The sequence below is a fragment of the Mangrovicoccus ximenensis genome (genome assembly GCF_003056725.1).
Classification (GTDB): domain Bacteria; phylum Pseudomonadota; class Alphaproteobacteria; order Rhodobacterales; family Rhodobacteraceae; genus Mangrovicoccus; species Mangrovicoccus ximenensis.
On record NZ_QBKZ01000027.1, the window covers coordinates 21630 to 33897 of the forward strand.

Here is a 12268-nt window from a genome sequence, read left to right on the forward strand (position 1 = left end):
GGATCGTTTTCCGCCAGCCGACAGTCGGCCAGGACGTTTGAGGTGGGTGGATCGTGAGCGGCAAGGCTGCGTTCAGAACAAGACTGCGGACCGGCGTGTCGGTCCTTTGCATTTTCGCGGGCCAGGCCGTCGCGGCGCAGGAATTCCGGCCGGGGGACTGGCCGTCGATGACGCTGTTCAACGTGCCGGGCGCGATCGAGACGCCGTCCGCCTTCACCAAGCCGGACGGCGAGCTGTCCTTCACCATCGGCCATTTCGCCGGCATGACCCGCTACCAGTTCGGCGCCCAGGTCCATCCGCGGCTGTTCGGCGGCTTCCGCTATACCGAGATCCAGGATTTCGACGCAGCGGGCTTCAGCACCTATTACGACCGCAGCTTCGACCTGCGCTTCACCGCGATCGAGGAGACCGACCTGCTGCCGGCGGTCACGGTCGGCCTGCAGGATTTCATCGGCACCGGCATCTACGGCGCGGAATATGTCGTTGCCTCCAAGCATCTCGGTCGCCGCCTTCGGGTGTCGGGCGGTGCCGGCTGGGGCCGGCTGGCGGGCAATTCGGTGCTCTCTGGCTTCGGCGACCGGCCGCGGCTGACCCCGGACCAGGTCGAGGAGGGCGGCGAGCCGAACCTCGACACCCTGTTCCGCGGCGAGATCGGGGCTTTCGGCTCGGTCGAATGGCTGGTCCGCGACAACCTGCTGCTGAAGGCGGAGTATTCCAGCGACCACTACACGCTGGAATCCGAAGAGCTCGGCGTGTTCGACCGCGCCTCGGCGCTCAACTTCGGCGCGACCTACCTGACCGAGGGCGGCACGGAGCTGTCTGCCTATTACATGTACGGCTCGGAAATCGGCATCTCGCTGTCCTTCAACTTCAACCCGGACCGTCCGCCGACCGGGGGCTCGCTGGACGGCGCGCCGTTCCCGATCACGCCGCGCCCGTCGCGCGCCGCCGCGCCCGAGGCCTATGCCACCAGCTGGAGCGAAAGCGCGGAGGCCCGCGCCGCCGTGTCGTCGCGCCTTTCGGAGGTGCTGCTGCTCGAACGGCTGGAGATGGAGGGGCTGCGGATCGACGGCACCAGCGCCACGCTCTACCTGCGCAATTCGGGCTACGGCGCCCAGCCCCAGGCGATGGGCCGCGCCGCGCGGCTGATGACGACGGTGCTGCCGCCCTCGGTGGAGATCTTCACCATCGTGCCGATGTCGGCGGGGATGGAACTGCCGTCCTTCACCTTCCGGCGCAGCGACCTGGAACGCAACGAGGTCGCCGCGGACGGGGCGGAGCGGATGCTCGCCTCGGCGGCCGTGGCAAGCACCCCGCCGCGCCTGCGCCGCGCCGACGAGGTTGAGGAATTCTATCCGCGCTTCCAGTGGCAGCTCGAACCCTACATGCGCACCAGCCTGTTCGACCCGTCGAACCCGTTCCGCGCGGATCTGGGGCTGCGCCTCGGCGCCGGGACCGAGCTGGCCAAGGGGCTGGTGTTCTCGGGCTCGGTCACCAAGAAGGTGGTCGGCAACCTCGACCAGAACTCGCGGGTCTCGGACAGCGTGCTGCCGCATGTCCGCTCGGATTTCCCGCTCTATGACGAGGAGGGCGATCCCGGGCTCGAGACCCTGCAGGCGGCCTATTACTTCCGTCCCGGCCAGGATCTCTTCGGCCGGATGACCGCGGGCTACCTGGAGCGGATGTTCGCCGGCGTCTCGAGCGAGGTGCTCTGGGCGCCCTATGACACGCCCTTCGCGCTCGGCGCCGAACTGAACTACGTGAAGCAGCGCGACTATGACGGCCGTTTCGGCCTGCAGGACTACGACGTCGTCACCGGCCATGGCTCGGTCTACTACCGCTACGAGGACTACCTGGCGCAGGTCGATGTCGGGCGCTACCTGGCCGGCGATGACGGCGCGACCTTCAAGCTGGAGCGCACCTACGGCAATGGCTGGAAGGTCGGCGCCTTCGCGACCTTCACCGATGTCTCGGCCTCGGATTACGGCGAAGGCTCCTTCGACAAGGGCATCACGCTGACCATTCCGATGGCCTGGTTCAGCGGCCGGTCGACCACGGCGGTGCCGGAATTCACCATGCGGCCGCTGCAGCGCGACGGCGGTGCCCGCCTGGATGTGGGCGGCCGGCTCTACGGCCTTGTCGAGAAGGGCCGGCAGGAGCGGGTCGAAGAGCAGTGGGGACGGTTCTGGCGATGAAGACGCGCAAGCTCGGCTTAGCGGCGCTCCTGGCGGCGTCGGTCCTCGGCGGCTGCGGGAACGCGCCGGTGGACACCTCGATCAACTCGATCATCCGCGGATCGCTGCAGACCATCGTCGCCGCGGTCCGCCCCGCACCCGAGCGGACCGGTCCGGTGATCACCCGCGCCGAGGTCGAGGCGGCGGCGATGCCGCTGATCCTGATCGACGTGCCTGTGACCGGCGACCAGGCGACTGCGATCGTGTTCGGCACGAACGGCAATTCGGTGACCTGGATCACGCTGAACGGCGTGACCCTGACGCTGAAGGAAGGCGCGCTGTTCTCGACCCGCGGCCTCGGACCGGACCTGCTGGCCGCGACGACCTCGGGCCTGGAGACGGCACTGCCCCGGCGCGCCCCGGCCAGATATGCGCGGGACCTGCGCTACATCGCGGGCGACGAAAGCATCCGCAAGGACCGCTTCTTCTGCGAGCTGGCCAACGAGGGCGGCGAGGACCGGGTGGTCCTGCAGATGCGCCATTCGACGACGCGGATGCGCGAAAGCTGCTACGCGATGGAAGGCGGGCGCGAGTTCACCAACCTCTACTGGGTCGGCGCCGACGGCATGGTCTGGGACAGTCGCCAATGGGTCAGCGACCAGGCCGGCTACATCCACGTCCAGCGGCTGCACCGCTGATCTCAGAGGGCGGCGAAGCGCGCCTCCAGCGCCTTTGCCGCCTCGTCCCAGCCCCAGGGCGCATTCGCCGCCCAGAGCCCGCTGCCGATCATGCCGTGGCCGGGCCGCGCCGGCGGGAAGCGCACTTCGCTGGTCACGGCATCGCCCGCCATCGCCGCCAGCTTTCCGGTCAGCGGCTCGTGCGCGCCCGATGCGAGGATCGGATACCACAGCAGGATCACCCCGACCGGCCATTTGCGGCGGATCTTGGCGGCAAGCTCGGGGATCGCCGTCCATTCGGCCTTCACCTCGTAGGACGGGTCGATCAGCATCAGTCCTCGCCGCGGCTCGGGCGGGGTCAGCGACAGGGCCAGCTGCGGCCCGTCGGCGGCGTGGATCTCGGCCCAGCTGATCGCCTGCTTCAGCGCGGCGACCTCCTGCGGGTGCTTTTCCGCCAGGATCAGCCGGTCGGTGTCGCGCAGATGCGTGGCCGCGACGATCGGCGAGCCGGGATAGGCCTCCGCGCCGCCGAGTTGCCGCGCGGCGTCGAGCGCCTGGGCATAGGGGTGGCCTTCCGGGAACCAGCCTTCCATCCTGCGGATGCCCGCCGCCGCCTCGCCGGTCTTGGCCGCCTCGGGGCCGCCGAGGTCGTAGAGCGCGCGCCCGGCATGGGTTTCCATGTAGGTCATCGGCTTCGGCTTGCGGCCCATGTAGTCGAGCGCCACGGCAAGCAGCGCGTGCTTGTGGACATCGGCCGCGTTTCCGGCGTGATAGGCGTGCTGATAGGAGAGCATGGCCTCCCTTAGCGCGGCCGCCGCGCGCTGCCAAGCGGTTCCGGGCGGCGCGCCCCGCGCGAATGTGAGCCGCCGCGACCTTGCGTGAGCCTGTGGTCGGCCCATGTCGCAAGGGAACGCATTTCCACCCGAAGAGGCTTGCATGACCCTCCCGCTTCCCGTGGCCCTTGCCGCCGTCCTGTCCTTCTCCGCCTGCGCGACCGCCCAGTCCTTCAACGGGGCCGCCCCGAACGGCCGCGGCCAGAGCCCGGCCTTCGACGGCCAGACCCGCGCGCCGGCCGCGCGCGCCGACATCCGCGAGGAGCTGGCGCGCCTCGGGGCGCATCTGCTGGAGGCGCGGGGTGTTGCCGCGTCCTGCCGTCCCGCGGGGCGGCGGCTGCAGCTTCTGGCCGAGGAACTCGACCGCGAGGCAGACCGTTTGCGGGAAAAGGCGCAATATGCCGAACTGACCCGGCTCGGGCTTGACCTCAAGACGGCCATAGACCAATTGCGCGAGCACATTGACAACGTGGAGTAGACCGGACCGATGCCAAGCCCCATTCGCCGCGGCCTTCTGATCAGCCGTCCGATATGGACGTCGACGGTCCGCGTGTCGACATAGATGTCGCGGCCCCAGACACGGTCGAGCAGCTGCTCGCGGCTCCAGACGCGGCCGGGTTTCTCCATGAAGGTCGAGAGCAGACGGAATTCCGTCGGCCCGAGCTTCAGCGGCTGGTCCGAACGGAACACCTTGTGGCTTTCCGCATCGAGCACGATGTCCTGGAATTCCAGCGTCTCGCCGACCGTGGCGGGCCGCGTGCGGCGCAGCTGCGAGCGCACCCGCGCCATCAGCTCCGCCACCGAATACGGCTTCGTCACATAATCGTCGGCGCCGGTCTCCAGCCCGCGGACCCGGTCGGTCTCCTCGGCGCGCGCCGAGATCATGATGATCGGCAGGCTGCGCGTCTCGGAGCGGCTCTTGATCTGGCGGCAGACCTCGATCCCGGAGACCGAGGGCAGCATCCAGTCAAGCACGACCAGGTCGGGATGGTCCTCCGCGACCAGCATCAGCGCCTCTTCGCCATTGGCCGCCGAGATCACCCGGTAGCCGCTGGCTTCGAGATTGTAGGACAGAAGCTCCCGCTGGGACGGTTCGTCATCGACGACGAGCACCGTGGGCTGGGACGGCGACACCCGCTTACTCCCCGGTCATCTTCTGGAACGAGGTGCGGTCGGCCTTGGGGCGGTCCTCGGCCGGCAGCTCGCCGGTCACCAGATAGACCACCTGCTCGGCGATGCCGGTGACGTGGTCGCCCATCCGCTCGATGTTCTTGGCGATGAAATGCAGGTGCATGCAGCCGGTGATGTTGCGCGGGTCTTCCATCATGTAGGTCAGGAACTGGCGGAACAGCGCGTTGTACATCTGGTCGACTTCGGCATCGCGCAGGATCACGTCGCGGGCGAGCTTCTCGTCGCGCTTGATATAGGCGTCGAGCGCGTCGATCAGCATCAGCTCCACCGCCTTGGCCATGCGGCGGATCGCAGGTGCGGTGTCATGGATCTGGCTCATCTGGGTCAGCACGGTGGCGCGCTTGGCGATGTTCTTCGAATAGTCGCCGATGCGTTCCAGATTGCCCGAGACCTTCATCACCGAAACGATGGTGCGCAGGTCGATGGCGGTGGGCTGGCGCATGGCGATCACGCGGATCGCCTCTTCGTTCACCCGGGTCTCGAGATCGTCGATGGCGGCGTCATTGCCGCGCACGGCATCGGCCAGGGCCTCGTCGCGCTCTTCGAGCGCCCGGGCGGAATCGGTGATCGCCGCCTCGACGAGTCCGCCCATCTTCATGATCATCGCCTGGATGGATTCGAGATCGCGGTCGAAGACGGTTTGAATGTGAGTTTCCGGCATTCTGGTGCCTCATCCTTGGATGGGACAGGGGTTCGCCCTGCCCCGTTGCATCGAAGACGGTCCGGCCTCAGCCGATCCGGCCGGTAATGTAGCTCTCGGTGCGGCTATCCACCGGATTGGTGAAGATCTGGCCGGTCTCGCCGAATTCGACAAGGTTGCCGAGGTGGAAGAATGCGGTCTTCTGGCTGACGCGGGCGGCCTGCTGCATCGAGTGGGTCACGATGACCACCGAATAGCTTTCGCGCAGCTCGTCGATCAGCTCCTCGACCTGGGCGGTCGCGATCGGGTCGAGCGCCGAGCACGGCTCGTCCATCAGCAGAACTTCCGGCTCGGTCGCGACGGCGCGGGCGATGCACAGGCGCTGCTGCTGGCCGCCCGACAGGCCGGTCCCCGGCGCGTCGAGACGGTCCTTGACCTCGTTCCAGATGGCGCCGCGGCGCAGCGACTTTTCGACGATCTCGTCGAGCTCGGCCTTGTTCTTGGCCAGGCCGTGGATGCGCGGCCCGTAGGCCACGTTGTCGTAGATCGATTTCGGGAACGGGTTCGGCTTCTGGAACACCATGCCGACCTTGGCGCGCAGCTGCACCGGATCGACCTTCTTGTCGTAGATGTTCTCGCCGTCGAGCAGGATCTGCCCTTCGACGCGGCAGATGTCGATCGTGTCGTTCATCCGGTTCAGGCAGCGCAGGAAGGTCGACTTCCCGCAGCCCGACGGGCCGATGAAGGCGGTCACGGTCTTGTCCTCGATCTCGACCGAGACGTCCTTGATGGCGTGCGAGGCGCCGTAATAGACTTGGACGTTGTCTGCCTTGATCTTGATTTCGTTCTGGCTCANGCTGGCGCTCGACGATGCGCATGTCATCCATTTGGGTCACTCCTGAAATCCTTACCAGCGGCGCTCGAAACGGCGGCGGAGAATGATGGCGATGAGGTTCATGATCACCAGGAACACGAGCAGCACGATGATGGCCCCCGAGGCGCGTTCGACAAAGGCCGGATCCGCGCGGTTGGTGAAGTTGTAGACCTGGACCGGAAGGCCCACGGCCGGNATCGAGGATGCCCNTCGGGATATTCGCGCACGAAGGCGACCATGCCGATCAGCAGCAGCGGCGCGGTTTCGCCCAGGGCCTGCGCCAGGCCGATGATCGTGCCGGTCAGGATGCCGGGCATCGCGAGCGGCAGCACATGGTGGAACACGGCCTGCATCTTAGAGGCGCCGACGCCGAGCGCTGCGTCGCGGATCGACGGCGGGATCGATTTCAGCGCCGCTCGGGTGGCGATGATGATGGTCGGCAGGGTCATCAGCGTCAGCACCAGGCCGCCCACCAGCGGCGAGGAGATCGGCAGGTGCATGAAGTTGATGAAGACCGCGAGGCCGAGGATGCCGAAGACGATCGACGGGACCGCGGCCAGGTTCGAGATGTTCACCTCGATGACGTCGGTCAGCCAGTTCTTCCTGGCGAATTCCTCGAGATAGATCGAGGCGCCCACGCCGATCGGNAACGGCGACGACCAGCACGATCAGCATCATGTAAGCCGAGCCGATCAGCGCGACGCCGATTCCTGCGGCCTCGGGGCGGTTTTCGNGAAGCGTCCGGCCCGAAGATGAAGTCCCAGTTGAACCGCTTCTCCATCTGCCCGGCCGCGACCAGCTCGTCGGCGGCGTTGAGCTNGCGCGNACGTCCACGCGGCNTGTCGAGCTCGGCGGTCTCGCGGGTCACCTTGCCCTTGAGGTACTGGTCGATCCGCGCATTGGCGAGCACGTTGAACACCACCGTCNTCGCCGACCATGTCCGGGTTGGCCAGAACGTAGTCGCGCAGGTCGGCAGGAGCGGCGGAGGACACCATCCCGGCCAGCAGCTGCGGGGTGATCTCGGGCGCCGGACCGGCGGCCAGCTCCTCGGCCTGGGCCTGCAGCGAGCCCTGGATCAGCGGCTGGTAGCCGAAGGTGAAGACCCCGGCCATCTGCTCGGGATCGCGGTTGCCCTGCGGGTCGACCACGGCCGGGTCGAGATAGACCTCGACATTCAGGTAGGTCTGCTGGAACGCGCTGAGGCCGTTCGTCAGGATCGAGGTCAGCAGGCACACGAGCGCCACGATGCCGATGCCGACGGCGCCCATGCCGTAGTACTTGAAGCGCTTCTCGGCGGCGTTGCGGCGGCGGGTGCGGTCGGTTTCGTGATAGAGCGAGCTCTTGCCGGGCACGCCTGCGGGGGATGCGGAGATATCGGCCATTAGTCGTACTGCTCCCGGTACTTGCGCACGATGTAGAGCGCCAGGATGTTGAGGCACAGCGTCAGCACGAAGAGCGTGATGCCGAGCGCGAAGGCAACGAGCGTCTCGGGCGAAGCGAAATCGGTATCGCCGGTCAGCTGCGAGACGATCTTGACGGTGATTGTGGTCATCGCCTCGAAGGGGTTGAGGCTGAGCTGGGCCGCGGCCCCTGCCCCGAGCACCACGATCATGGTTTCGCCGATGGCCCGCGACGCAGCCAGAAGCACGGCGCCGACAATGCCCGGCAGCGCGGCCGGAACGATGACCTGCTTGATGGTCTCGGAGCGGGTGGCGCCGAGGCCGTAGGAGCCGTCGCGCAGGCTTTGCGGCACCGCGTTGATTATGTCGTCCGAAAGCGAGGAGACGAACGGGATCAGCATGATGCCCATGACGAGCCCTGCGGTCATCACCGAGCGCGAGCTGTCGCCGAAGCCCAGCGGACCGGCGAAATAGTCGCGCAGCAGCGGACCGACGGTGATCAGCGCGAAGAGGCCGTAGACGATGGTCGGGATGCCCGCGAGCACCTCGATCGCCGGCTTCGCCACCGCGCGCACGCCCGGCGTCGCGTATTCCGACAGGTAGATCGCCGCAAAGAGCCCGATCGGGACCGAGACCGCGAGCGCGATCAGCGAGACATAGAGCGTGCCCCAGAGGAGCGGCAGCATGCCCAGCTCGGAATTGCCCGAGAAGCGCGGCGTCCATTCGGTGCCGAAGAAGAAATGAGTCCAGGAATACTGGGAAAAGAAGTTGCCGGTCTCGAACAGCATCGACAGCACGATGCCGAGCGTCGTCAGGATCGCGACCGAGGNAACAGAAGATCAGNGATGCCCCGGACCTTCGCCTCGACGCTGTTGCGCGCGCGGAACTCGGCCGAGATCGCGGCCTGGGCCACGAAGGCTCCGGCAGCCGCGGCAGCCAGCGCCAGCGCGCCGCCGATCCACGACATTTCCGCCGGCACGGCGGTGCCGAACAGCGCCCAGAGCGCAAGGATCACGATGCCCGGCAGGAAGGCCGCGAGGGCGACGTTCCAGCCGTAGAAGGACAGCAGNGGAATGCAGTGCCCGGGTTTCGCCGCCCGCGGCAGCCAGCGCCTTCCTGCGCCCCAAAAGATAGCCTGCGGCCGTGAGGGCCAGCAGCAATATCACGAAATACGAAAGAGCCATTTGCCTACCGTCTGGACAGTCTTCTACCCGGAAAAGGAAGCGGCCGCGCTTGTCCGCGGCCGCCTCTCGTTAGCATGCCGGGCCGGGTTTACGAGCCGGAGCCCATGGTGACTTCGTCGGCGACCTTCTGCTGGGTGTCTGCCAGCTCGGGGTCGGAGACCAGGCCGTAGGCTGCGAGCGGGCCCTGCGGACCGGCAACCATGTCGGAGACGAAGAAGGACGCGTATTCCTTCAGGCCGGGGATCTCGCCGATGTGCTGCTTCTTGACGTAGAAGAACAGCGGACGGCTGACCGGGTACTCGCCCGACGCGATGGTCTCGGTCGACGGCGCGATGCCCGACATGGTCGAGACCTTGATGATGTTGGTGTTGTTCTCGTAGAACGCCAGGCCGAACACGCCGAAGGCACCTTCTTCGCCCTGGATCGAGGTCAGGGTCTCGGTGTAGTCGCCGTCGATGTCGACCGAGGCGCCGTCGGTGCGGATGTTCATGCAGGCCTCTTCGGCCGCGTCTTCGTCACCGCCGTTGATGCCGAGGATGGCTTCCATCGCGCCGGACTCTTCGCAGCCTGCGAGGATCACCTTCTCTTCGAAGACTTCGCGGGTGCCGTGCTTGGTGCCCGGGATGAACGCCTTGATNGGCGACGTCGGCGAAATCTTCGTTCACTTCGTTCCACGAGGTGTTCGGGTTCGCGACCATGGCGCCGTCGACCGGCAGCTCTGCGGCCAGCGCCTTGTACCAGTCGGCCGGGCTGAAGGCGAATTCGGCGTCTGCGATCTCGTTGGCGAAGACGATGCCGTCATAGCCGATGCGGACTTCCATGATCTCGGTCACGCCGTTGTCGGCACAGGCCTGGATTTCCTTTTCGCGGATGGCGCGCGAAGCGTTCGCGATGTCGATGGTATTCTCGCCGACGCCTTCGCAGAACTGCTTCAGGCCTGCCGAGGAACCGCCGGACTGGACCACCGGGGTCGGGAAGCCCATGTTCTCGCCGAAGGCTTCGGCAACGATGGAGGCGTAGGGCAGAACGGTCGACGACCCGGCAATCTGCACGGTGTCGCGTGCTGCAGCGGCGGTTGCGGACACGGCAGCGATCGCCAGGANCGGAGGCGCTCAGCTTCACGGTTTTCATGTGGATGCTCCAGCTAGAGAATTACGCACGCCCCCCGCAGGAAACGCGTGACCGCCCTTAATGACGCCCGATATCTGTTTTGTGACACTTTTGTAACCGTTTTATGACANCCTCACGGTTCCGTGGGGTAAAAGTGTCATTTCAGGTCAACCTTTGGGAAGCAGCANCCGAGAAGCAGCTGCCCTTGCCGATCTGGCTNCTCGATTTTCAGCCGTCCCTTGTGGCGGTTCACGATATGCTTGACGATCGCCAGGCCAAGTCCGGTTCCCCCCACCTCGCGCGAGCGGTGGCTGTCGACGCGGTAGAACCGCTCGGTCAGCCGGTGGGTGTGCATCTCGTCGAATCCCTGGCCGAAATCGCGGACATCGACCTGTACCGCGCCGCGCCCCAGGATCGGGTCGCGCNGCCACTTCCGAAGCGGACAGCAGGATGCGGCCGCCGTCGCTGCCGTATTTCACGGCGTTCTCGGCAAGATTGGTGAACACCTGCATCAGCTGGTCGGGATCGCCGNCGCAGCCAGATTTCCTCCGTCCCGGCCTCGATCTCCAACACGACCCCGGCCGCGTCCGCCACCGGGCCGAGCGAGCGGACCACCGATTTCAGGAGCCCGTGCAGCTCGACACGCTCGGTCGGCCGGATTCGCTCCTCGCCCTCGACCTGGCTCAGCGACAGCAGGTCGCTGACCAGCCGNGATCATCCGCTCCGCCTCGCGCGCCATCACCGGCAGGAAGCGGTCGGCTGCGGCCTGGTCGCCGCGCGCCGGGCCTTGCAGCGTTTCGATGAAGCCCTGGATCGAGGTCAGCGGCGTGCGCAGTTCATGGCTGACATTGGCGACGAAATCGCGCCGCATCTGGCCGGCGGTCTCCTGGGAAGTCACGTCCTGGAAGCTGACCAGGACGCCGCCGCCCTCCACCGGCGAGCAGATCACCCGGTAGAGGGTTTCGTGGACATGGTCCTTCTGCACGTAGCGGGCTTCGGTCTGGACGCCCTGCCCCAGGCACTGGCTGATCGCCTGCAGCACCGGCGGCTGGCGGATCACCGTCACCACGTGNATGGCCGACCTGGTTCTTGCCCAGAAGCTCGGTGGCGGGCGCNATTGACGGCAAGCACGCGTTCCTGCGCGTCGGTCACGACGATCGGCATCGGCACGGCGGAGAGAATCGAAAATGGCGGCTGGGCGGTCATGGGCGGTCCCGTCTGTTGTGCAGGCGGCCCTTACCCGAGGCAGCGCGGCACGGCCAGAGCGCCANAACGCCGCCGGAAACGGCCGCTGCCGAAAAAAGAATTGACAACATGTTTGTTGTATATGTCGTTCATTTGCGCGACAATGTGTCCACCTTTCCNGCCTAGGCCAGCTGGCGGATGGGACAATGCGTCCCCGGGGCAGCCCCGGCCGCGCCCCTTGGAGACGACCGAAATGGTCAAGACTGCGAAAATCGTCGGCTTCGTCCGGCCCGAAGAAACCGCTCCGCAATCCGGCCTGCCGCCGCGCGGGCTTCTGATCGCAGATGCCGGAATTGCCGCGGAACTGGAGGGACTGCGTCCCGATGTGACCGAGCTTCGGGAAATTCCCTTCGCCGCGCTGACGCCGTCGCTGCTGAAGGCGCTGCGCCCGCCGATGGTGATCGCCCGGCCGGTGGCCCATGACCATGACTGCTTCGATCTGGCGGCGATGATCGACGAGGCCGGGCTGGACACGGTGCTGTGCCTGATGGCCGGTTCCCTGCCTGATCCGGAGGTGGTGCGCAGGGAGCTCGCCGCCGCCTATCCGCGGCAGGCGCTCCAGTTCTGGCTCTTGCCCTGCCTGGCTCAGAGCGCGCGCAGCCCGTCGCGATAGACGCGCATGCGGGCGGCATAGCTTTCGGCGGATTTCAGCAGACCGGCGATCTGCTCCTGCGTGAGCTGGCGGACGATCTTGCCGGGCGCGCCCATCACCAGGGAGCCGTCGGGGATCTCCTTGCCTTCGGTGATCAGCGCCCCTGCCCCGATCAGGCAGTTCCGGCCGATCTTGGCGCCGTTGAGCACCGTGGCGCCCATGCCGATCAGCGACTGCTCGCCGATGGTGCAGCCATGCAGCATCGCCTTGTGGCCGATGGTGCAGTTCGCCCCGATGGCCAGAGGATAGCCCATGTCGGTATGCAGCACGCAGTTTTCCTGGATGTTG

Annotated in this window: 9 protein-coding genes and 4 pseudogenes; 3 read left to right on the plus strand and 10 right to left on the minus strand. The window is 66.7% G+C overall.

Annotated elements, in window-relative coordinates; translation table 11 throughout:
• Nucleotides 1–95 precede the first annotated feature (95 nt).
• Complete coding sequence (locus C7T91_RS30580) at nucleotides 96–2195, plus strand: YjbH domain-containing protein (RefSeq protein ID WP_108263578.1); 2100 nt, start codon at nucleotides 96–98, stop codon at nucleotides 2193–2195.
• A complete protein-coding gene (locus C7T91_RS30585; RefSeq protein WP_145963084.1) occupies nucleotides 2192–2872 on the plus strand; it encodes a YjbF family lipoprotein in 681 nt (226 codons plus the stop codon). Before C7T91_RS30580 ends, C7T91_RS30585 begins: the two co-directional genes overlap by 4 nt.
• 2 nt (nucleotides 2873–2874) lie before the next feature.
• On the opposite strand, the gene rlmJ is transcribed toward C7T91_RS30585, so the two are convergent.
• From rlmJ to C7T91_RS40535, 9 genes and pseudogenes are all read right to left on the minus strand, one after another.
• Nucleotides 2875–4185, minus strand: a complete 1311-nt coding sequence (rlmJ, locus tag C7T91_RS38840) for a 23S rRNA (adenine(2030)-N(6))-methyltransferase RlmJ (RefSeq protein ID WP_330848915.1) — start codon at nucleotides 4183–4185, stop codon at nucleotides 2875–2877.
• An 18-nt stretch (nucleotides 4186–4203) separates the two neighbouring features.
• Nucleotides 4204–4818 (minus strand): annotated as a pseudogene (gene phoB, locus C7T91_RS30600) (phosphate regulon transcriptional regulator PhoB); the annotation flags it as partial.
• 4 nt (nucleotides 4819–4822) lie between these two features.
• Nucleotides 4823–5536: a phosphate signaling complex protein PhoU gene (gene phoU / locus C7T91_RS30605; protein WP_108263580.1), complete on the minus strand. Its 714-nt coding sequence runs from the start codon at nucleotides 5534–5536 to the stop codon at nucleotides 4823–4825.
• A gap of 67 nt (nucleotides 5537–5603) precedes the next feature.
• Nucleotides 5604–6398: a phosphate ABC transporter ATP-binding protein PstB gene (pstB, locus tag C7T91_RS30610; protein WP_108263581.1), complete on the minus strand. Its 795-nt coding sequence runs from the start codon at nucleotides 6396–6398 to the stop codon at nucleotides 5604–5606.
• A gap of 24 nt (nucleotides 6399–6422) precedes the next feature.
• Nucleotides 6423–7771: pseudogene (gene pstA / locus C7T91_RS34110) on the minus strand (phosphate ABC transporter permease PstA).
• Nucleotides 7771–8973 (minus strand): annotated as a pseudogene (gene pstC, locus C7T91_RS30620) (phosphate ABC transporter permease subunit PstC). The pseudogenes pstA and pstC overlap by 1 nt, the downstream one beginning before the upstream one ends.
• Nucleotides 8974–9061: 88 nt before the next feature.
• Nucleotides 9062–10104: pseudogene (locus C7T91_RS30635) on the minus strand (substrate-binding domain-containing protein).
• A gap of 136 nt (nucleotides 10105–10240) precedes the next feature.
• A complete protein-coding gene (locus tag C7T91_RS38845) occupies nucleotides 10241–10438 on the minus strand; it encodes an ATP-binding protein (protein ID WP_108263583.1) in 198 nt (65 codons plus the stop codon).
• Nucleotides 10439–10594: 156 nt separating this feature from the next.
• On the minus strand, nucleotides 10595–10954 hold the full coding sequence (locus C7T91_RS40535) for a histidine kinase dimerization/phospho-acceptor domain-containing protein (protein WP_456237882.1): 360 nt from the start codon (nucleotides 10952–10954) through the stop codon (nucleotides 10595–10597).
• A gap of 567 nt (nucleotides 10955–11521) precedes the next feature.
• Here C7T91_RS40535 and C7T91_RS37585 point away from each other — a divergent pair.
• The gene (locus C7T91_RS37585; RefSeq protein WP_161556182.1) at nucleotides 11522–11941 is read left to right on the plus strand and encodes a hypothetical protein; all 420 of its coding nucleotides are present in this window, start codon (nucleotides 11522–11524) and stop codon (nucleotides 11939–11941) included.
• Here the strand turns inward: C7T91_RS37585 and C7T91_RS30650 are convergent.
• On the minus strand, nucleotides 11914–12268 hold a 355-nt coding region (locus tag C7T91_RS30650), incomplete at its 5' end, for a gamma carbonic anhydrase family protein (protein WP_108263584.1). The two genes, C7T91_RS37585 and C7T91_RS30650, sit on opposite strands and share 28 nt — an antisense overlap.